The sequence below is a fragment of the Microbulbifer variabilis ATCC 700307 genome (assembly GCF_000380565.1).
Taxonomy (GTDB): domain Bacteria; phylum Pseudomonadota; class Gammaproteobacteria; order Pseudomonadales; family Cellvibrionaceae; genus Microbulbifer; species Microbulbifer variabilis.
Map to the genome: position 1 here is coordinate 178,684 of NZ_AQYJ01000021.1, position 21,327 is coordinate 200,010.

The following is a 21,327-nucleotide window of genomic DNA, read 5'->3' on the forward strand; positions in this document are numbered from 1 at the left end:
CACTGGACAATGACTTATTGTGTGATTGCACTTGGCGATATAGTGAGAGGATATGGTCGTGCTATTTAGAGGTGTTTTGGTAAGTGTAGTCTCGGCTTTCAGTGGGTCTCGGTACCACTTTACGCCACAGGGCATCGGCCATTTCAGCCGGTGGTTGTTTGCAACCAGCAGCAATCCATCTGGCAATTGCCTCCGCCACATTAGGCCACTGGATACGTAGTGGTGGCGGTAGGTTGTTAAGCCAGTTAATGATACTTTGAGCGTTAATACACTGAACAATTTTTGCCAGCCCTAACTGATTAAGTGCCTTGGCATTGGCCAGCTGTTCGAATTGGGAGGCCAGTGGGCGGCTGAGAATTGGCTTGCCCAGAGCCAGCGTCTCGGCCAGCAGCTCGAAGCCGCTATTGCAGATAACTGCCCTGGAATTTGCCAGGTCCCGCTGGAATCCAGTGGTGGAAGGCGCTTTGAGACAGATATTCTCAGCAGCAGGCAGGTTCTCAGGTATACCGTATACGATAAACTGGTCATCTACTTTTGAAAGTTCCTCCAGCATCGGGACGGGATGCTCAAAAGGTAGATATACCAGGATATGGCTTCCCGCATCCTGATCGGGTCCTTTTTGTGGTGGAACAATTGGTGGAAGTATGGGGTGTCCAAAATGATGCCAATGTAAACCCAGGCTTTTTTGTGTCGGTGCGAAGATCCGCAATATGTTATGGACGAGCCAATTAAATCTGGGGGCAGGGATCGGGTAGAGAAATGCATACTGGTGGCCGATCCCCACGCTAGCTTTCTTTCGAATTTTAGCTGCCCAGGCAGTTACAGGCTCATAATCACTAATAATTAAATCGAACTCATCGATTGGTAATTCTGAAACTTCTTTTTTAAATTGGAAGAAACCGAGCTTTTGGATTGTCTCAAAGGTTTTTAATTTCCCTTCTCGATGTATAAATGTTAAACCTCTCCGCCACCAATAATCTCCAAAAATTTCCATGCCAAATAAATTTTCTTTTGGTCTACCGGAAAATAGCCATTGGATTTCCAGCTCGGGGTATTTTTGCAGCGCCATTGCCAATGTGCGTGAGCGGGCAATATGGCCATTACCTGTAGCTTGCACACCATAAAGTATCTTCATGAGAAAGTTACGCTCGTGGTTATTGCAACACAGGTACCGAGCAGGGCTCCAGCACAAATATCTGAGGGAAAATGCACGCCTAGGCCGACCCGTGCTACGCCGACGCCCATGGCCCAGATATAACCAAAGCCCCACAGAGGACTGAACTCAAGCGTTAAAAAAGTAATAAGCATGAAAGCAGCGGAAGTATGACCTGAGGGCAGGCTGAATTTATCGTGTGCGATGATGATGGGACGCATGCCGGGTATGGCTTGTGGGGGGCGCCTGCGTCGGGCTGTATTCTTGATGGCCCAATACAGAGATCTTTCGACTGCAACGCCGGTTAGGGCTGCAATAAAAAGCTGTGTGGCTGTATTATAAATAATGTGGCTGATGAGTACGGTTACGGATAGCCAGCCATCACCGGATTTTGACATCCACAGGTAACGCCTGCGCGAACTGGGTTGTGATGCCCTTTCCATCATATATAGGACCAGGGACACATCGACACTCTTCAGATTCATGGATAAGTCTCGCATGCAGCCAACATAGGAATTGATTATTGCACGGAGTTGACCGAATTATGTCGCAATAGTGAAATCTCAAAAATTGGAAAATCTGGTGACTTGGCGGCGGGCTCTTTAAATTTGGTGGGACTTCACCTTGCGCTAAAAAAACTAGAATAAATGAACGCTTAAAAGCGTAAAAAGACAGGTTTTCCCGGCAGGTAAAAGAATTACCCGCCTGGAGAGAGGTTTTTGGTTAAGAAATTTTGATTTCTATATTACTGGAACCAGGTAGGTTTTCCACTAGCTCTGGCCCACATAGCATTGATGGCGTGAAATAGCCGCCTTTTCCCGAGTAAGTGAGGAGAAACTCCATAACTGCCAGTGAACCGGATACTGTAACATCGTATCCATTGGCGGTGATGACACGCCCCACTTTTCGCTCTCCACGGCGGTCGTTGCGCACCTCACCCCAGACCCAGGTCTTCTGTTCCTTGCGGCGTTCCTCATTGGGTCCGCGCACTGATTTATCGACCTTGGATTTCAGCCAATTCTGCACCCATTGGGTGCCCAACAGCCAGCGGATACTATTCAGGCGCTTCAATTTCTTCGCCCTTTTGGGGCTCATGGGAATATATGCCTCTATATTTGGAATACCGGTGGAGTAAAAGGCGGTTGCGACATCTCCCCATGGAATGGAAACTGCAAACTTACTGCCGCGGCCAAAGTCTATCTCTCGTGTCAGCTGGCCATGGCCGACTGTCTCAATCTTCCCCTTGCGGCGTATGGCACCACCAACGCCTAGACTCTCGATTGAGGTTTTCGCAGTGCCGGGGCTCAAACCTGAATCAGAGTCGAACCCCAATGCCAGGTGCGTGGCAGAGGGCATCTTTTTGTGTAGTGCCGCCGCCAGGCAGTCGGTGGGGACTACATCAAATCCTGTGCCTGGGCAAAGCACTACTCCGGCGGTCTCAGCCTCAGCTCCTAGGCTATGGGCTGCCTCATATACCGCGATTTCGCCGGTAATATCCTGGTAGTGGGTTTTTGAGCGAATACATGCCCGCATCATCGGCTCTGCGGTTGATGAAAATGGACCGGCACAGTGAATTACCAGATATACATCCTGCAGGCTGCGCTCCAGGGTTTCAGTGGCTTCAAGGCTAACTGCTATTGCAGGCAGGTTGAGCTGGTCTGCGACGGACTGGAGCTTCTGGGGGTTGCGTCCGGCCAGGATAGGGTGATAACCCTGTGCTACGGCTGCTCTGGCGATTAGTTCGCCTGTATAACCATTAGCGCCATAGATCATGATGTTTTTATTGTCCACAGAGTATCCTTATTATGTGGCGTAGCTGGTTATTACCCAATTAACTGGCACCCCAGCGAAATAGTTTGTTATTTTGGGTTTTGGGCTTAGGCCCGGGTGACTTGAGGGTATATTGAGCGAGCTCCCTGGTGCAATTCGCGAAATTGTTCCGCCCTTCAAATAGCGGTTGCAGATTATGCGCCCGCCCGTTGACTCTCAACCAATTCGAAAGGCTTCTCCAGTGCGAATCGAGGTATGATTTTACCGTCTTTTTCTGGGGTTTCTGTGAACATTGACAGTGGTTTTGCCCACACACCGTAGTCTCCATATAGAGCGCGGTAAGTAACCAGTTTCTCCCCAGTTTTACTGTGAGTGGCGACATATAGGGCCCCGTAAAGGTTTCCTTTGTGGTGGCGATAGAGGCCGCGCTTCATTTTGGAATTACCTGTTAACTCATATGGTGGGGAGACAGTTGCAGTTGCTCAATTCGGCTGCCATGCAGAATGGCGATGCCAGAGTAACGGTGCTCCCCAGTGGAAGTGAATTCAAATTCATAGCTGCGCTGCAGGCTGATATGGCCATGTTTGTTGCGCTTGAGACGGGTTTTTACCAGCATAACGGTATCGTCGAGTAACTGGACACCCAGCTGCTTGCAGTGGTTGGATGCTGCGCGTTTGACTTGCTCCTTGGCTGCCATATTCGCCCAGATATACCAGACAATGGTTGCCAGAAGCAGGAACCAGAAGATATCAGTTAATGAGTAATACATTGCTCTACAGTTGCTATGATCGCTTTGCGCAAGAATAACATCGAAGGAGTCGAAATGTCTGGAACCATACTGATTACTGGAACTAACCGCGGTATTGGCCTGGAGATTTGTGCCCAGTTTGCCAATGATGGCTGGAAGGTTTACGCCTGTTGTAGGGATCTCGATCGGGCCAGCGAACTCAAGACCCTGCAAGGGCAGTATTCAAACCTCTATCCCATTCAGCTAGATGTGACAGATTATTCACAGATGATATCCCTGGCAAAAGCGATCGAGGGAGAGCCTATAGATATCCTGTTCAATAATGCCGGTTATTACGGTCCCAAAGGGGTGGCTTTTGGGCAGGTGGATCTCACTGAGTGGCGCCGGGTGCTGGAGTCCAACACTATCGCCCCCTATATGATGGCGGAGACTTTCTGCGACAATGTGGCGGCCAGTGAACACAAGCTGATAGCGATGATGAGCAGTAAGGTGGGCAGTATCGCCGATAATCGATCTGGCGGAGGGTATATCTATCGAACCTCCAAAACGGCCCTTAACCAGATCGTGAAAAGCTTGTCGATTGACTTGAAGGAGCGAGGTATCACGGTAGTAGCTCTGCACCCAGGGTGGGTAAAAACTGCGATGGGTGGTCCAGGAGCCCTTATATCTGCTGAGGATAGTGTCAGCGGCCTGAAAAAGATCCTTTTACAGGCAAACCAGGCCGATAGTGGTCACTTCTACAATTACGATGGTAGCCAGATTCCCTGGTGATAGCCGGGTATGGGTTACTGGCCTTTCTCTCGACCCCTCCCCCGTAGATGTCCTGATGTCTACTCGTACTGAGATTTATCCCGAGCACGCTTAGAGGTGATTTAGTGGCGCTTGATTTCCCTGTTTGCAAAATTAGGCAAGGATAGGGAAGGAGTTAGCTACCACCTTGTTCATTAAAACGGTAAAAATATCCACGAATATGGAGGGTGGGCGTTTCCCTCGATTTATGCGAATAGGAACGACGGCGGCATTTTAGGCAAGGACTGTGCGGTCAAATATGAGAGTGGCGGAGTGGAACTGATGAATGGGGCTGTAGATAGCACCGGCGGTGGATATACCCTTTCCCAAAAACGGCAGTTAAAAGGTATACGCCTGCTACTGGGATTATCGTTAGCTGCTGGAGCGGCGCTTTTAGGGGGGATGCCTATTTGGGTGGCTATGTTAGGTGTCATTGCCTATCACTCACGCGGTAAGAATCTACAGGCCGGGGCTTACAACTTGGCTTGTGCGGTTACCGGCCTGGGCCTGGGATTTGCTGCCCAGGTGGTAGTGGCTAAATGGCAGTTACAACCTCACTTTGCAGCCCTTCCCATAGCTTTGCTATTTGCGGCAATCGGTGCTTGGGCAATGGGCCGGGTAACGGGCGTGAGTAATATTTCCGGCTACGCGATCGGCATTTTGATTGGGTTTACAGCTCAGGTGAAAATATCACTGGATAGTTACTTTATTTTGATTGCAGCAATATCGATCGGTGCCGTTATGTCGGGGGTGGTCGATAGGCTTTGGCCCGGACGCCACAGCTTGTAATGGGAAGTGGATGTGAGTACCACAGAACAAAGATTTTATTAGCAGCTTTTTTATTTGGATCGAATGGGAGTTGGGCGAACAGGTAAGAAGCAATCATTGGTGTAATCCCGTTTTTTTAATAGTGAAGTGGGAGTATATTGCTTAGAGGTAGTTGCAATGTTCAAACGAGTTATGTTTACAGTGGCGATGGTTTTCGTTACAGCTCTGGCCTTTACTGACCCTGCAGCCTCCGGCTCTGAAGCTGACTTAAAATATCTACAATATTGATAGAATTCAGTCATTGGCATTAATCTATATGTTGCCTTAATTTGATGCACAGGGGGTGCTTAAATGGAAGAAAAATTCTGGTTGGATAAATGGCAGAAAAATGAAATAGGTTTCCACGAAAAGTCTGGTAACCCCATGCTGGCTCAATATTTTACTGCGCTATCACTGAAAAAAGGCAGTCGTATATTCCTGCCTTTATGTGGTAAAACTGGGGATATAGCTTGGCTGAGAGCTCAGGGATGTGCCATCGCCGGTGCAGAACTTAGTGAAGTGGCTGTGCAGCAACTTTTCGAAGAGCTTGAACTGACTCCAAAGATAGAAAAAGAAAATAACCTCAAGTGCTACAGTGCCGAAAAAATTAAGATTTTTGTAGGTGATATATTTTCCCTGACAGGAGATGCCCTTGGCTCTGTGGAAGCGATATATGATCGAGCCGCTTTGGTAGCATTGCCCGAAGAGATGCGTAAGCGCTATACCCAGCACCTGATGACAATAACAGGGGTTGCCTCACAGCTATTAATATCCTTCGAGTATGAGCAGTCGCAGTTAGCTGGCCCTCCTTTTGCGATCGGCTCCCGGCAGATCTTTGGCTATTATGATGCAAATTATCACCTGGAGATGCTTGGCCATCGGCAGGTTCCCGGTGGCCTGAAAGGTTTGGTGCCCGCTGAAGAGGTTGCCTGGCTACTGACTCGACGCTAATGCCTGTTACAGGTGTAACTTATTGCTACTTAAGCTTTCTGCCGGAGTAAGTCGCTTAATTTCCTATCTCCTGCTCGCCCTCCTTGAATAACACCATCGGTGGAAGGGTGCCGGCGATCAGGGCTTCCTTCTTTTGCTTGGGCCATTTCTTGATGGTCATTTCCAATTTGAGTGCCGCTGACTTACCTGGCACCCCTATCTGGTACTCAAGTTTGAGAGGGCCCTTACCCCGCAAAGCTTTAGCCGCTCTGGGACCGTTGGAACTGTGCTCTGTAAATCGCCGTTGAACATCCATTGTGATCCCCGTATAAAGAGAACCTTTGGAAGTACGGATCAAATAGACATACCAACTGTTCATTTAGTGGATTACCAGAAAAAGGTATTAAAATAGTTCAAAATAGTATCTGCTGATCTCCAGGCTGAGGTGGGCGGCAGAACTGGCTGCAGTCTAGCGATAGTCGACGATGATTCAATCCCAATTTCTTGATGGCAATAATAAAGCGTTGACGGAGTAGTTGGGCAAAAATACCAGTACCAGTGCGGCGCTGGGAAAATTCACTTTGGTAGTCACGCCCACCTCGGCTTTGCTGTACCAAGCTCATGACATGCCCAGCCTTTAGTGGGTAGTGAGCAGAAAGCCACTCTCGAAAAAGGGGCGCCACTTCATGGGGCAGTCGTAAAAGGATATAGGCTGCTCGCGTTGCTCCCGCATCATGACCGGCCTTCAGGATTTTTTCCAGTTCATTATCATTGAGAGCTGGGATCATAGGTGCTGCCATTACCGCGGTAGGTATTCCTGTAGTACTTAGTTGCTCAATAATACGCAAGCGGGCTGCCGGCCCAGCGGTACGAGGCTCCAGCTTTCTCTTTAGCTCGTTATTTAAAGTGGTCACGCTTATTGCGATTTGGGCCAAGTTGTCCTGCGCCATTTCTGCAAGAATGGGAAGATCCCGAAGTATGAGCTGTCCCTTGGTGACAATAGTTACCGGTTGGTTAAACTTTTGCATAACCTCCAAAAGAGAGCGAGTGATTTTTTTATCTTTCTCCAGGGGTTGATAGGGATCTGTATTTGCTCCCAGAGCAATTGGGCTACATTGATACCCCGGCTTACGTAGAGCCTGCTCTAATAGGTCTGCAGCATTAGGTTTGAAAAATATTTTGCTCTCAAAATCCAGTCCCGGCGACAGGTCCATATAGGCATGAGCGGGACGAGCGTAGCAATATATACAACCATGCTCACAGCCTCGGTAGGGGTTAATTGATTGAGTGAAGGGGATATCCGGTGACTGATTAGTGGCGATAATAGATTTTGCCTTCTCCTCAATAGCCGTTGTTATCAAGCGCTCTATAGGTTCCAGGTCCACTTGCCATCCGTCACTTTCATAAGTACTTGAATGGCTGGCAAATCGCCCGGTAATATTACTGGCAGCTCCGCGACCTTTGTGTAAGCGCAGAGGGTTGTTGGAATCTGTCATTTTACAATGGGAGAGGGTGCTGGATGTATGTACAGTATAGATTGATTTGTTGAAATTGGGAATAGCCAGAAAGAAACTTGGTTTAAACAGCTTTTGTCGTTTGGCGACAATGACATAGATGATAAAAATTTTGGCCGAAATGAGCGAATTAAGGTAAATTTCTAATCAAGAGTAAGTTGAATTAAGCATGTTTATTGGTGAAATCCAAAAGTTTCTTGATCCAACAATGTGGATCACCAATAAATATTAGCAGAGAATAAGCTGGCGCCCGCCCTGAAGAGTTTTACAAAGCGGGGTAGCAGATGTATCTATCCATTGGTTTCAGTAATGGTTTTGGGCATATATTTGGCAGGTACTGTAAGCCCTGGTCGCTCATCATCCCAAATCATATTCGTAATTTTCCATGATTTTCCATCATGGTAAAGCTGAATACTGTTGATCCCCCTCTTTAGAAACTGGGTTCTTTCCTCATCTTTCCAGGCTTCATAGGTACTAAAGGCGTGGGCAATATTACCGAAAATTTCAATAATATTTTGAATTTCATCCTCGTAAAAGGCCCGCTCGCCTATCAGCTCCTGAAAGTTATCAGGGTAGTCTTGGATATCCATTACCAGTGATTGTGGTTCGCCATTACTGTCTGCTGAGGTGCGGATTACCTTTGCATAGGAAGTGAACAGGTTCTGTTGCCTCTTCCAATCCCGCTTATAACCCGCAGGGCCAGAAATTACCTTGTAGAGTTCCCTTAAAAGTTCTTGGATTTGAATTTTTGCGTCCATTGCTTTGTTCTTTTCATGTTATTTTTAGATATGTAAGAAAGCTATAATCCCATTTAACTTATACGAAAGTAAACCTCAATTACTGCTTTTATTTTTTATAAAACACTGGGTAGTTGATTTAGGGGGGGTAACCAGGATAGGATTTTCCACCCCTTCTCTGTATTCGCCAGAGTGTAGGTACTACAGATATGATCAAGTAGGGAGTAATGTGATGTGTAGCGCTTAAGTAAGGCTGAAGTAATGGTTAGGTTCTCGCGACTAAACTGAGTTTGAAAATTGACTATTTCAGACTTTGCATAACCGCTCTTCTCAAGTGCGAAACGGATATCCGCTAGGATAGCCTCCACTTCAGCTGCACTGCTGGGTGAAAATATCTTTGGGTCGAAAATAAAGTGAGGAGTTTGTACTAAGTAGCGGCTTGCTGAGCTCTCAATTTTCCCTGATGAAAAGTTATCAATAAAACCTGTAAGGTAGTCTTCATCTGAGGTTTTTGCATAAGTATGTAAACTCGTACAAAGCAGAAATATTACTAATTTTTTGAATATGTTCAACTTTCTACCTTTAGATTTTGTTGATTGAAATCTTTGCTATCTAAAAATGTATTTTTTCTGCCGGCAAGTATCGCGATATTAGTGGCTCATCGATAGAGTTGCTTGCGAATAATAATTTAGTGTTGGCTGTGGAGTAAATGTGTATTTGATAATGGCAATGTTTGATTGTTCTTTGATGATATCTGGTGAGTCTGATCCTGTATGTATTGTTCGTGCTACGTCATTTTTAACATGGGCAATAGTTGGCTTTAATTTAATGGCATGGCAATCAGATATGTTTTTTATAAGGTTTGGATGACTATTTCCAGAATTTTACATATCTTGCTTTGAAGGGGCTGCTTCTGTGATCTAAAAGTAGCTATCAAAAAGCGGATTTTCCGTAAAGCAGATCGGTTTAGTTATAGGTGCCAAGTTGGAGTCAGAGCTTGTTCCTAGCATAACTAGTTGTTTATTCTTATTTATTATTAGCCGTTTCTGGGTGCGTTCTGAGAATCGAACTATTGATAGCGCTTGGAAAGGCTGGAAAATTGTGGATATATGGAAGGGTGCCGCGCTTTCTCTTTCCTATACTTCTTGGGCAAAGACCTCCCCGCCGGGAAGAGTTCACAATGCAAAAAGCAAAGCCTTTTCGAAAGCTTGGGGCTCAAGAAGCTCTTGATGTACATTTGACCAGCGAGTCAAACGGTGCGGTTCAACTGGTAACTTTCTTTCGGGTATGTAACACACTGAATATAGATAAGTTAATAAAGGGGGTAGAGTATCTACATAATTTCCATCCTATGCTCCATTCACGGATCAAGAGGATTCCATATGCCCATTGGTTCTGCGATGTGAGATTTGAAGATATTTCTATTGAAATCAAGAAGCATACACCACCTTTAAATTATGAAAAGGAGTTCAAGCGATTAGGAGGTAGCATTCTTGACTTGAATAAATTTACTTATTGCCTGACTGTTTATCTCGATAGGCAAGGAAGTGTGAAGTGGGTTGCTTTTGTTTTTAGCCATGCTGCTGTAGATGGGCGTTCAGCATTGATCTTAATTCGTGATTTAGATAGGTATTTGAGAGGGTATCAAACAGAGAAGTCCTTTCCCTCGATAATGCACAAGCCAGTGGAGGAATATGTTAGCTTAAGAAAACGTCTTAAAGGTTCAAATTTGCGAGTTAACGACAGTGTTTATACGCCAGTAAAGTGGCCAGTGGAGGAGGCAGCTCACGCCTCGCGGCGAAGTGGATGCTCTATTTATCGAGTCCTCCCAAAAGAATCTCTCGAACGTTTACAATCATTTCTAAAAAAAGAGAAGATATTAATTACATCTTTTTATAGTGCGATAGCCATTCTCGCTGCCCGGTCACTACCGAGTTTTTCTTCCGCAGCAGAGTTGATGCTGCCTATAGATGCACAATGCTTATGTAAATCTCTGATAAGCAAAGATGTTGTGGGGGAGTGCACAACATCTTTAACTTTATCACTCTCGCCAGAGGATACGAGTCTTGATTTGTTAAGTCTAGCAAGCTTAATTCAAAAAAAAGTTTATGTGCACTTGAGAAGTGGTGCATTTTCTGATCTTGCCCTGGAGCCGGATTGTAATCCTACAGAGATCGTAAAGATAGCTAAAGAGCTTGCCTCTGAAAAGGACTGTTTTTTTTCCGGTATTTGTGTTTCCAATATGGGAGATGTACAGGAATTTGTGGGCCCTTTGATATTCTTTGATTTTGGCTTGATTATGACTGTTCAGACCCATGGGGCTCATCCGATAATGGTTCTGACTTATACAATAAATGGGCAAGGGGTATTTGTTTTCGGGTATTGTGAGCCACTGGTTAGTAGAAAAAGTGCTGTAAATTATGTGAAAAAATATATGAAGTTACTTGGGGAGGTGTTTGATGGTTAAGGTTTTAATACAGATTAGCCTTTAATTAATTTTTTAAAGATCTACTGTTTGCAGAAGCAAGCCCAGCAGTATTTTCCGCTCAGTAATAATTTTTTGTTGACTTAGTAGCGAGTGTTATAATTTTCTAACTGGGAGCGTATTTGTGGCAGCTAAACAATTCTCCAGAGTGCTGGGTGCAGAATAGGCTATTTTTACGGAGCTGGCACGAAGAACTTGTGGTGGGACTTTAGTTGTATCTTTCATAAAGGTTTTAACTGCGCTGAGCGTTGAGCAGTTATGCTCTGGATTCGCCAAAATTGATAAAGTTTATCCGCTTTTGCAGGCAAGGGTTGAGCCATGAGAGCAGTTAATCTGGCGTTGTGATGTGCCCTTTGAGTCAATTCTTATTGAATTGGTTAAACTGGATAATCCCCTTGACTTTGAGCGAGAGTTTCATCGTAGTGGAGAAATGGGGCTGGATGTTGACAAATGTACCTATACGCTCTCCTTCTACATTGATTCTAAAGAAAAGGTAGAGTGAATTATCCTTGATAAGCAGCCATGCGGCCTTAGATAGTTGTTCTGTAATGACATTATTTTGTGTCTTGGATTTCTACTTTAGGGATGAAGTGACTTTTAATTTAGATGGTCGGCCCCTGTATGGTGCGGTCGAGAATTACTTTGAACCATCAAAGTATTTTACAAGCCAGGAGCCTTCGGTAGTAAAGGATGAACTATTTAAATGGCTTGTAGAAGAATCAGCTTTTTCTCCCGAACGTCAGGGCCGGGCTGTTTATCAGAATTTTACAACGAGGGATCTTGCGACTCTAGTCGACATGGGGAAGAAACATAAAGTGAGACCTAAAGCGTTATTTTGTGCGGTTGCTATTCAGTCTTCCCGCATTCTGCCGAATCACAGGGATTGGATAAAAGTTTTATTGCCTTTAGATGTGAGAGAACTATATGGTGCTCATATAGGATTGAGTGCTGTCGGTGCTTTCTCTGCTGTGACTACACTCGAAGTAATGCCGGATATTGATGTGGAAGATACCTGGCAGTTGGCAAGATACTTACAAGTGGAACTTGACCGTTAAGCTGAGACAGGAGAATCCCGTAAATTTGGTATCCCCAAAGACTATGAGCTGAGGGATGTCATCGGTTGTATACGGGAATATGAAGACAAAAACCCTATTTTTGCTGAGGGGCTATGTGTTTCCAATGTAGGAAGTATGAAGCCTCTAGGCACAGAAATGAATTACTTTGAGATTGTTACTGCTATTCCACTTCAAACTCATGGTGCTCATCCGATCCCACTACTAACTTATTCCACCGTAAGAAATTCGGTTTTCATATGCTCTTACTGTGAGCCACTCATAAAGAAACCAGGTGTTTTGCTATTTGTAGATAGATATATAAATACATTAAGGAAGTTATTGAAAATGGAAAAACTAACGTAGTGCCTGCGTGAATATGAAGAAAGTTAATATTCCATATGTTTATGCGGTGGGTATGCCCTTTGCAGTACTTATTGCCTCCACTTCGCCTAATTCCTCCCCTTTTCCTATACTGGTTGAGTAACTTCGCTGGACTACAAGATTCAATCAATGTAGGGCTCAAATATGCAGACAGAGCCACCTTCCCGAAAGCTGGATGCCCATAAAGCGTTGTTTTTGGCCTTGACTATATGGTCAATAGTTGGCGCCCAGGTTATTGTCTTTATCCGGGTATGGGAGGCAGTGGGTATTAAACTCTTGCACCGAGGTATCGCTTATCTACACCTGTTTCCCCCGATGTTGGAAGCCTGGGTTGAGAAGGGGGTAAAGCCCTCGTGGTGTTGCAATGTTGAATTTGGGGGGATTCTTTTTGAGGTGTATCTTGGAAGGTATGCCTGCCTGGTAACCCTTTATATAAATAAAGAAGCGGAAGTTGAATGGATCGTGGTAGCGCCCTGCCATGGAGCTATTGATGGCCGCTCCATTATGGCTCTGTTTTGTTATCTGGATGTTTTTTTGGTTGATGGCTTTTATCCAGAGCCGGCCTCTCTGCCTTTGCCAAAGCCTGTTGAAGAATTACTTAGGGCTGTGGGTCACGTTAGTAGTGATACTTTATTTTACCGGAGTAGGAAAGAGGTAATGTGGCCACCAGTAGAACAGCTGGCTGCAGTTGAAAAGCGTACTAGCCATGCCATATCCCGGGCCCCACCCACAGAAGTGAATGAGTGTCTTGCTGCATTTGGAGAAAGGCACCATATAAATCATACGGCTATCTATTGTGCAATTGCGGTAATATCTGATCACACCTTACCCAGCCACCGCCCATGGGTAGAAATTCTCTTACCAATGCGTGCTCGAGGAATGTACCAGCCGATAATTGATATTCATGTTGTTTGGGGGAGGGTGCCGCCACAACCGCTTCGGAAGTTCCTTCTGAGTCTGTTTCAGGGGATATTATGAAGCTCGCAGGCTATTTTCAATCAGGTTCTAATCAAAAGTGTCGACGGCAGGGACCGAGGGCATTTACATTTGAAACGAATTATCAACAGCAAGATATCCTTCAAATAGCCAAAGTGTGTGCTTCAGAAAAACCAGTATTTCTCTCAGCAATTTGTGTTGTGAATGGAGGCAATATGTGTGGTACCGAGGAAGGATTATGTTATTTTGAGTTTGAAGCAGAAATATTAGCACAGAATCACCGTACCCAACCCGTTACGGTAATTTCCTATACCGCCGAATGCCTGTCGGTATTCGTTGTTGGATATTGCAAATTTTTAATCAGTAAACAGAGCGCTTGTAGGTTTGTAGATCAATATATGGAATTAGTCGAGGATTTAGTGGAAAGGACTTAATACCATAGAAACCTATCTTGAATACAGTCGGAGGTTTTTAATTCTGAATTGCTGGTTGATCCTGATCATCGCTGGGAGAGTAAATTTGTGAACGATGTGGTTGTCATTGTCGGGCAGGGGCTTTATTTGGCTGCAGCAGCTGTTCTTGGCTTAGGTATTGCCCGTATCTTAAGGATCGATAACACACTCGGGTGCCTGGTGGCTGGGGTACTGGCGGGATTATTGCTACCAGTGATTGATTATGATACTGGCTTGCGCGCTACCAGTCTCCGTGAGTTGGTTTTCTTTGTGATTCTGCCTGTTTTAATTTTCGAATCGGCTTGGCAGCTTGAGCCGAAAATACTGAAGCGTTGGATTGGTCCGATTCTTCTATTTTCTACTTTGGGTCTTGTAGTCTGTGCCTTTCTTATTGCTGTAATTACTTACTATGGAATCGGGCACCCAGAAGGCTTCCCCTGGATTGCCGCCCTGCTTACCGGAGCGATACTTGCAGCTACTGATCCGGTATCAGTGGTCAATAAACTTCGCCAGGAAAAAACCGGTGAGGATTTATTAACCCTCGTAGAGGGTGAAAGCCTTTTTAATGATGCTGCCGCTGTAGTCCTGTACTCACTGGTTTTAGGGCTGGCCACTTATTCTATTGTTGGCGCAACTGGTATGGGAGCAGAAGCCCCCTCTCTGGGTGTGGGTCCCGTGACGCTGTATTTTTGTATGATATTTTTTGGTGGAGTGGCAGTTGGGCTTGTTTTTGGGTTGTTTACTACTCTGGTTATTTTATTTCTCAGGTCTCCCAGTGCCTCTCTAATGACTTTGGTCGTTGCTGCTTTTGCTAGTTTTTACCTGGCTGAGAGCATATTGCATGTATCGGGTATTATCTCGGTGATGACTTGTGCAATTGTTGCCAGGGCCTGTCTGCGCAAACAGAGTAAGACGTTTCTTGCCGACGCGGAGCCCACCTGGGAGTGGTTGGGATTACTATTTACCGCGATCATTTTTGTGATTATGGGGCTGGTGATTACCTTTGAGATGTTTACCCATCAATGGCTGGCTATGATGATTGCCACAGCAGCAGCTTTAGGAGCACGGGCTTTGTCAGTGGTTTTGGTGACCCCTTTGACGAGGTTCGTTGGCCCACCCATCCCAAAATCCTGGCGCCTATTAATGAGCTGGGGGGGGCTGCGTGGTGTAATCGCTGTTGCATTAGTGCTATCACTACCTGTCGAACTTCCCTACTGGTGGACGATCCAGTCTATGGTATTCGGCGTTGTCCTATTTTCACTACTGGTTCAGGGTACAACCAGCGGGCGTCTGATACATAAATTAAAGTTATAGATATGAAAGTTATGGATATGGCTTTTGTGTCTTTTGTTTACGGGATGGATCGGGCAGAAAGCCAGTAAGAATTACTGAGAAAGAAATACTGAAAATATCGAGGAAACACGACAGAATCAGGAGGGAGTGCTGTTTTGATGAAGGGCTTAGGGTTGGGCTGCGGGTTGCCCCGCAGCCTGGGCAGGGTTATTTCCAGTTAAGGATAACCTTGCCGGACTCTCCGGAGCCCATAGTATCGAAGCCTTTCTGGAAGTCATCGATATGGAACTGATGGGTAATAACCGGAGTTAAGTCCAGGCCGGACTGGATCAGGCTGGCCATTTTATACCAGGTTTCGAACATCTCGCGGCCGTAGATACCCTTAATGATCAGGCCTTTGAATATTACCTGGCTCCAGTCAATGGCCATCTCGCCAGCGGGAATTCCCAGCATGGCAATTTTGCCACCGTGGTTCATGGCAGCGAGCATATCGCGGAAGGCCGCGGGTACACCGGACATTTCCAGGCCCACATCGAAGCCTTCACTCATGCCCAGTTCAGCCATCACATCGCTGAGGCTTTCCTCCGCAACGTTCACTGCACGGGTTGCGCCCATTTTACGGGCCAGATCCAGGCGATACTCATTGATATCAGTGATTACCACATGGCGTGCGCCAACATGTTTAGCTACAGCAGCAGCCATAATGCCGATGGGGCCGGCTCCGGTAATCAACACATCCTCACCGACAAGATCGAATGACAGAGCGGTGTGTACGGCGTTACCCAATGGGTCGAAGATAGAGGCCAAATCGTCGGAAATATTATCCGGGATTTTGAAGGCATTTAATGCAGGAATAACCAGGTACTCGGCAAAGGCGCCCTGGCGGTCCACGCCTACTCCATAGGTGTTGCGGCATAGATGGCGGCGACCGGCGCGGCAGTTGCGGCAGTGCCCGCAGGTAATATGGCCTTCGCCGGAAACTCGATCACCCACCTGGAAGCCCGCGACTTCCTGGCCCATACCAACTACTTCTCCTACGTACTCATGCCCCACTACCATGGGGACCGGGATGGTTTTTTGCGACCAATCATCCCAGTTATAGATATGCATGTCGGTACCACAAATGGCGGTTTTGTGGATTTTGATCAGAAGGTCGTTATGGCCGGGCTCAGGAATTTCCACGTCTGTGAGCCAGATTCCCACTTCAGACTTCAGTTTCGATAGTGCTTTCATTGTCATTAAAACTACAAATAGAAAGGCGCGGCGGAACCATGCAAAGGGTGAGTCCTGATATGGCGCTCTGCCGCGATCAATTGGGCGTTAAATAATTTTCAGTTCACGGCCTACTTCAATAAAGGCATCGATACACTGGTCGAGTTGTTCACGAGTGTGTGCCGCCGACATCTGAGTGCGGATGCGCGCCTGGCCTTTGGGTACTACCGGGTAGAAGAAACCCACCACATAGATGCCGCGCTCCAGCATCTTGTCGGCCATCTTCTGAGCCAGTGCGGCATCGCCAATCATTACCGGGATAATTGGATGGTCGGCGCCGGCCAGGGTAAAGCCAGCTTCAGACATGCGCTTGCGGAAATAGGCGGAGTTATCGCGCAGTTTCTCACGCAACTCACCACCTTCCATCAACATATCCAGCACCTTTAGTGAGGCGGTAACAATTGCTGGGGCCACGGAATTGGAAAAAAGATAGGGGCGCGAACGCTGGCGCAGCATATCGATGATTTCCTTGCGGCCAGAGGTGAAGCCGCCGGAAGCGCCGCCCAGGGCCTTGCCCAAGGTGCCGGTAATAATATCGATGCGATTGATAACATCGCAGTACTCATGAGTGCCGCGACCGTGCTCACCGAGGAAACCTACCGCGTGGGAGTCGTCCACCATCACCAGGGCGTTGTAGCGATCGGCCAGATCGCAGATGGCTTTTAGGTCGGCGATTACGCCGTCCATGGAAAAGACACCATCAGTGGCGATCAGCTTGGTCTTGGCGCCCTCGGCGTCAGCTGCCTGTAGCTGTTTTTCCAGTTCCGCCATATTGTTGTTGGCGTAGCGGTAGCGCTTGGCCTTACACAGACGTACACCGTCGATAATCGAGGCGTGGTTCAGGGCATCAGAGATAATTGCATCTTCCGGGCCTAGTAATGTTTCGAACAGGCCGCCATTGGCATCAAAGCAAGAGGTGTAAAGGATAGTATCTTCAGTGTGCAGAAACTCGGATAGGCGAGACTCCAGGGCCTTGTGGATGTCCTGGGTACCGCAAATAAAACGCACAGATGCCATGCCGAAGCCGTACTGGTCGAGGCCTTCTTTCGCAGCTTCGATAAGATCTGGATGATTGGCCAGGCCCAGATAGTTATTGGCGCAGAAATTCAGTACCTGGGTGTCGTTGTTCACCTGGATCTCAGCGGCCTGTTGGGAGGTAATAATACGCTCGCGCTTGTAGAGGCCGTCGGCATCAATTTGTTTCAGTTCATCGCGCAGGTGCTCAAAGAATTGTTCTGGCTTTGACATGGTATTGTTTTTAGCTCCTGTCCGGTGCTCGTGGCACTTAGTGATTGGCGCTAAGCAGGTTGGCGCCTGTGTATTCTAGTTTATCCCGCCAGTTCACACGCCTTGTGGGCAGTGATCGGCTGCTCGCTGGCGCGGCAACTGGTGGCGAATTTTAATGCCTCTTCCGCAGTGTCGAACAGCAGTTGCCACAACAATTGCCGATCGGCCCGTCTCACTGCCCTAACCGCCGTACGGTTTCGCTGGTTGGCGATCTGAATTTCTATAACGTCTTTACTGGATAGCGGTGTTTCGGACATGGTCCCTCCAACAATAAAATTTGGAGGGCTGACGTGGAAGCGGCGAATGGGTATTCGCTAATCCGGTTGGATTGCTCTTGTAGAGCCCCATCCTCCCCGCTGGCATTGGTGTGCCGGCAGAGAGAGAACCACCTTGCCCCGGTCGGCAGGTTGGCGTTGGCGTCAGCCACTCTCGTGATGTGCGGGCAAAGATAGCTGGGAGGGGATTGGCAGTCAACTATGCCGCCCCCGTTTGGGGGCGGTGCAGAAGTTTATGCGGGCAGTTGCACGGATTTCAGTTCGATAAACTCGCCGAGCCCGGCATCGCCAAATTCGCGTCCATTGCCCGAGCGCTTGTAACCGCCGAAGGGAGCATCGTAGTTAAACTCGCCCCCATTAACGAAGCAGAGTCCCGCCTCGATACGGCGTACCAGAGGCATGGCACTATCCGCATCCTTGGCCCAAACGCCGCTGGATAGGCCGTATTCGGTATCGTTGGCAATGGAGATGGCCTCGTCCATATCCTTGTATGGGATCAGGCAGGTTACGGGACCGAAGATCTCCTCGCGCGCGATGCTCATATCGTTGTGTACATCGGCAAATACAGTGGGCTTAACATAGAAGCCTTTTTCCAGGTTCTCCGGTGTCTCGGCACCACCAGTGACCATGCGCGCACCTTCATCAATACCCCGCTGGATATAACCACGAACGATTTCACGTTGGCGTGCAGAAGAGAGCGGCCCCATAAAGGCGTCTTCTCCGGTGCCCATGGTGATTCCTTCGGCCACTTGCTGGGCAATTTCCACCGCTTCTTCATAGCGCTCAGCAGGTACCAGCATACGGGTCAGGGCTGTGCAGGTCTGGCCGCTGTTGATAAATACATCTTCGCAGCCCCAGCGTACAGCAGCTTCCAGGTCTGCATCGGGGGTGATAATCAGCGGTGATTTACCGCCCAGCTCCTGGGTTACACGTTTTACCGTGGGCGCCGCAGCCTTGGCTACTTCAACGCCGGCGCGGGTAGAGCCGGTGAAAGACACCATATCGATGCCAGGGTGGGATGAAAGTGCCGCACCCACTACCGAGCCAGCACCGGGCACCAGGTTGAAGACGCCGGCGGGTACTCCGGCCTCATCAATAATTTCTGCCATGATAAAGTCCTGCAGAGGGGTAATCTCGGCAGGTTTGGTGATCATGGTGCAGCCGGCGGCCAGCGCTGGTGCCACTTTGCCGACGAACTGGTGCAGCGGATAGTTCCAGGGGGTAATAAAACCACACACGCCCACAGGCTCGCGGAATAAAATTGAATGGGCCGCTTTCTCGGTTTTTTCCATCTCGGAAGTGCGCTCAGCGTAAAAGCGCATGGCGTAGATAGGGCCGTCGACGTGTAGCCAGCGAGCGATATGTTCGGGGCATCCGAGAGTTTGGGAAATTGCGAAAGTCAGTTCTTCTTTGCGTTTTTCCATTCCGTCAGCGATGGCGTTGAGCAGTTCGCGGCGTTTCTGTGCGGTACTGTTACGCCAGCTGTGAAAAGCCGTTCTGGCGGCGGTTACGGCCAGATCCACATCTTCGGCAGAGCCCTCTGAAACTTCGCAGATTAACGCTTCGGTGGCAGGGTTGATCACAGGGTGTGATCCTGCACCCAGGGGCTCACGCCACTGGCCATCAATAAACAGCTTTCCGGTTTGCAGTTTGCTGAGATCTGTCATGTCACGCTTCCATTTATTCTGCGCCTGAAGGCGCGCTGATTTCTATCAGGGTTGGAGTTTTTCGGCTAAAGGCTGCACTTACCGCTTCTGTCAGCTGGCCGGGTTGATTGATTCGGCACCCCTCTGCACCAAAGGCTTTGGCGAGGGCGACAAAGTCTGGGGTGCGCAGGTTTACACCTTCCTGGGGCACTTCAGCGGCGTCCATAAAATCACGGATTTCTCCGTAACCGGAATTGTTCCACACCAGTATCGGCAGCGGCAGTTGTTGTTCCACAGCCACTGCCAGTTCCCCCAGGGTAAACATCAGCCCTCCATCGCCAATCAGCGCTACCACGTCGCGCTCACTGGATAACTTGGCGCCAATAGCCGCGGGCAATGCAAAGCCCAGGGTGCCGTAGCCTGTGGTACAGGTAACGTGGCTGCGCGGATGATAGAGGGGCAGTGCGTGGTTAGTGTTATAGGCCAATTGGGTGGAATCTGTCACCAGGATGCCGTTATCCGGCAGGGACTCACGCAGGGCTTTTACCCAGGGGAGGCGTTTCTCAGAGCCATCCCACCACTCTTTGCGACAGTCCTGTAGTAATTGGGCAACCTCTTGTTCGGATTGCTCTTTAGCATTTCCGCTGCGTTGGACCAGAGCGGTATTTAATTGCTGTAGGCTTTCTGCTGCATCGGCGCAGATGGCCAGATCGGGGGTGGCGTTACAAACAAGTTGTGCAGCATCTATATCGATTCGGATTAACTTACCGGAAAAGGTGTAGTCTTCCCGGACCAGATTGCGGTCTGTCTCGGAAAGTTCGGTGCCCACTGCCAGTACGATATCCGCATTTTCCACCCGCTTGCGCACGCAATCGAAGCTCAGGTTGGCACCGCCGCACAATGGGTGGCGTTCGTCCACTACGCCTTTGGCAGCCAGTGACAGGAAAACTGGAGCGGCAACTTTTTCGGCAATTTGTGTAGCTGCCTCACCTGCAGACTGAGCCCCTCCGCCCAAAAGAATAACGGGGCTCTGCGCATTTTGCAGCCAATGAGTGGCAGTGGCGATAGCGGTGCTGTTGGCGCCTGGGGCCATAGCTGCTGGAGCGGCGTGATAATCCTCTATTTGGCCAGGCATGGGTGCCGGGAACAGGTCGATGGGAATTTCAATATGTACTGGCCCTGGGCGGCTGGATCGCAGTAGCTGGAAAGCCTTCGCCATTACTTCCGGCAGTTGTCCGGCCTGAGTCAGGGAATGTTGCCAGATACAAAAGCCGCGGCTGGCATCACTTTGCCGAGGCAGTTCGTGAAGGCGCCCACGGCCCATGCCCAGATCTTCGCGGCGATTAACTGCGGAGATAACCAGCATGGGGATGGAGTCGGAGTAGGCCTGTGCCATTGCGGTGGCGGCGTTGGTGAGGCCGGGGCCGGTGATCAAAAAACATACGCCGAGTTTGCCGCTTGCGCGTGCGTAACCGTCCGCCATAAAAGCAGCACCCTGTTCATGGCGCGGAGTGATATGTATCAGGTCGCTGCCTGGCAGGCCGCGATACAGTTCGATTGTGTGTACACCAGGAATGCCGAAGACTTTTTCCACCTGGTATTCGCGCAACAGGCGCATCAGCACCTGGGCACATGTGGGTGCAGAGGACATAACCACCGTTTTCCTTATTCGTGTAAAAATGCAGTGAGCCTAGCCGCCCGCCAAATGCCACGCAAGCGCCCGCAGAGTCTGCATCTGCGAGATGAAAATCGCAGGAAAATTGAGATTCCCCCTGCGTCGCGACAGGAAACTTTGTA

General features: G+C 48.3%; 22 protein-coding genes and 1 riboswitch. Of the genes, 9 read left to right on the forward strand and 13 right to left on the reverse strand.

The genetic code is table 11. From position 1 onward, the window contains the following. Window positions 1–61: 61 nt before the first annotated feature. From G367_RS0103925 to G367_RS0103945, 5 genes are all read right to left on the reverse strand, one after another. Window positions 62–1,135 carry an MJ1255/VC2487 family glycosyltransferase gene (locus G367_RS0103925; RefSeq protein ID WP_020411795.1) on the reverse strand — a complete coding sequence of 358 codons (1,074 nt, stop codon included), beginning with the start codon at window positions 1,133–1,135 and terminating at the stop codon, window positions 62–64. After that, window positions 1,132–1,638, reverse strand: a complete 507-nt coding sequence (locus G367_RS0103930; protein WP_020411796.1) for a phosphatase PAP2 family protein — start codon at window positions 1,636–1,638, stop codon at window positions 1,132–1,134. Before G367_RS0103930 ends, G367_RS0103925 begins: the two co-directional genes overlap by 4 nt. A 238-nt stretch (window positions 1,639–1,876) precedes the next feature. Continuing rightward, window positions 1,877–2,944: a saccharopine dehydrogenase family protein gene (locus tag G367_RS0103935; protein ID WP_020411797.1), complete on the reverse strand. Its 1,068-nt coding sequence runs from the start codon at window positions 2,942–2,944 to the stop codon at window positions 1,877–1,879. Window positions 2,945–3,117: 173 nt separating this feature from the next. After that, entirely contained in the window at window positions 3,118–3,357 is a 240-nt protein-coding gene (locus G367_RS0103940) for a DUF1653 domain-containing protein (protein WP_020411798.1), read from the reverse strand. 14 nt (window positions 3,358–3,371) lie between these two features. Then, window positions 3,372–3,692: a DUF3301 domain-containing protein gene (locus G367_RS0103945; protein WP_020411799.1), complete on the reverse strand. Its 321-nt coding sequence runs from the start codon at window positions 3,690–3,692 to the stop codon at window positions 3,372–3,374. Between the two features lie 54 nt (window positions 3,693–3,746). On the opposite strand from G367_RS0103945, the gene G367_RS0103950 reads away from it, so the two are divergent. The 3 genes from G367_RS0103950 to tmpT all read left to right on the forward strand — a co-directional run bounded on the left by G367_RS0103950 (window position 3,747) and on the right by tmpT (window position 6,218). After that, on the forward strand, window positions 3,747–4,442 hold the full coding sequence (locus G367_RS0103950; RefSeq protein ID WP_026304914.1) for an SDR family oxidoreductase: 696 nt from the start codon (window positions 3,747–3,749) through the stop codon (window positions 4,440–4,442). Between the two features lie 300 nt (window positions 4,443–4,742). Continuing rightward, window positions 4,743–5,249, forward strand: a complete 507-nt coding sequence (locus G367_RS0103955; RefSeq protein WP_020411801.1) for a DUF1097 family protein — start codon at window positions 4,743–4,745, stop codon at window positions 5,247–5,249. A 330-nt stretch (window positions 5,250–5,579) separates the two neighbouring features. Then, window positions 5,580–6,218, forward strand: a complete 639-nt coding sequence (gene tmpT, locus G367_RS0103965; RefSeq protein ID WP_020411803.1) for a thiopurine S-methyltransferase — start codon at window positions 5,580–5,582, stop codon at window positions 6,216–6,218. A gap of 55 nt (window positions 6,219–6,273) precedes the next feature. On the opposite strand, the gene G367_RS23035 is transcribed toward tmpT, so the two are convergent. The 3 genes from G367_RS23035 to G367_RS23040 all read right to left on the reverse strand — a co-directional run bounded on the left by G367_RS23035 (window position 6,274) and on the right by G367_RS23040 (window position 8,469). Next, window positions 6,274–6,576, reverse strand: a complete 303-nt coding sequence (locus G367_RS23035) for a GIY-YIG nuclease family protein (RefSeq protein WP_051089466.1) — start codon at window positions 6,574–6,576, stop codon at window positions 6,274–6,276. 34 nt (window positions 6,577–6,610) lie between these two features. Further along, a complete protein-coding gene (locus G367_RS0103975; RefSeq protein ID WP_020411805.1) occupies window positions 6,611–7,693 on the reverse strand; it encodes a PA0069 family radical SAM protein in 1,083 nt (360 codons plus the stop codon). A gap of 308 nt (window positions 7,694–8,001) precedes the next feature. Next, window positions 8,002–8,469, reverse strand: a complete 468-nt coding sequence (locus tag G367_RS23040; protein ID WP_020411806.1) for a hypothetical protein — start codon at window positions 8,467–8,469, stop codon at window positions 8,002–8,004. Window positions 8,470–9,628: 1,159 nt separating this feature from the next. Between G367_RS23040 and G367_RS0103990 the strand changes: the two genes are divergently transcribed. The 6 genes from G367_RS0103990 (at window position 9,629) to G367_RS0104015 (ending at window position 15,071) form a co-directional block, all read left to right on the forward strand. Continuing rightward, window positions 9,629–10,915, forward strand: a complete 1,287-nt coding sequence (locus tag G367_RS0103990; RefSeq protein WP_020411808.1) for a condensation domain-containing protein — start codon at window positions 9,629–9,631, stop codon at window positions 10,913–10,915. A gap of 364 nt (window positions 10,916–11,279) precedes the next feature. Next, window positions 11,280–11,435 (forward strand): hypothetical protein, encoded by a 156-nt coding sequence (locus G367_RS25965; RefSeq protein WP_020411809.1) that lies wholly within the window; start codon window positions 11,280–11,282, stop codon window positions 11,433–11,435. Window positions 11,436–11,481: 46 nt separating this feature from the next. Continuing rightward, window positions 11,482–11,988 (forward strand): hypothetical protein, encoded by a 507-nt coding sequence (locus tag G367_RS0104000; RefSeq protein WP_020411810.1) that lies wholly within the window; start codon window positions 11,482–11,484, stop codon window positions 11,986–11,988. Window positions 11,989–12,513: 525 nt separating this feature from the next. After that, window positions 12,514–13,347, forward strand: a complete 834-nt coding sequence (locus tag G367_RS0104005) for a hypothetical protein (RefSeq protein ID WP_020411811.1) — start codon at window positions 12,514–12,516, stop codon at window positions 13,345–13,347. After that, entirely contained in the window at window positions 13,344–13,739 is a 396-nt protein-coding gene (locus G367_RS0104010; RefSeq protein ID WP_020411812.1) for a hypothetical protein, read from the forward strand. Before G367_RS0104005 ends, G367_RS0104010 begins: the two co-directional genes overlap by 4 nt. Before the next feature lie 87 nt (window positions 13,740–13,826). Continuing rightward, window positions 13,827–15,071: a cation:proton antiporter gene (locus tag G367_RS0104015; RefSeq protein ID WP_157533322.1), complete on the forward strand. Its 1,245-nt coding sequence runs from the start codon at window positions 13,827–13,829 to the stop codon at window positions 15,069–15,071. A gap of 186 nt (window positions 15,072–15,257) precedes the next feature. Here the strand turns inward: G367_RS0104015 and tdh are convergent, their stop codons facing one another. From tdh to G367_RS0104040, 5 genes are all read right to left on the reverse strand, one after another. Next, entirely contained in the window at window positions 15,258–16,283 is a 1,026-nt protein-coding gene (tdh, locus tag G367_RS0104020; protein WP_157533334.1) for an L-threonine 3-dehydrogenase, zinc-binding type, read from the reverse strand. Window positions 16,284–16,370: 87 nt separating this feature from the next. Next, window positions 16,371–17,570: a glycine C-acetyltransferase gene (locus tag G367_RS0104025; protein ID WP_020411815.1), complete on the reverse strand. Its 1,200-nt coding sequence runs from the start codon at window positions 17,568–17,570 to the stop codon at window positions 16,371–16,373. Between the two features lie 80 nt (window positions 17,571–17,650). Further along, a complete protein-coding gene (locus tag G367_RS0104030; RefSeq protein WP_020411816.1) occupies window positions 17,651–17,866 on the reverse strand; it encodes a hypothetical protein in 216 nt (71 codons plus the stop codon). A 57-nt stretch (window positions 17,867–17,923) separates the two neighbouring features. Beyond that, window positions 17,924–18,052, reverse strand: a riboswitch (SAM-I-IV-variant riboswitch). A 65-nt stretch (window positions 18,053–18,117) separates the two neighbouring features. After that, window positions 18,118–19,551, reverse strand: coding sequence for an aldehyde dehydrogenase family protein (locus tag G367_RS0104035; RefSeq protein WP_020411817.1), 1,434 nt, complete (start codon window positions 19,549–19,551; stop codon window positions 18,118–18,120). 13 nt (window positions 19,552–19,564) lie between these two features. Further along, the gene (locus tag G367_RS0104040) at window positions 19,565–21,181 is read right to left on the reverse strand and encodes a 5-guanidino-2-oxopentanoate decarboxylase (RefSeq protein WP_020411818.1); all 1,617 of its coding nucleotides are present in this window, start codon (window positions 21,179–21,181) and stop codon (window positions 19,565–19,567) included. Window positions 21,182–21,327 lie beyond the last annotated feature (146 nt).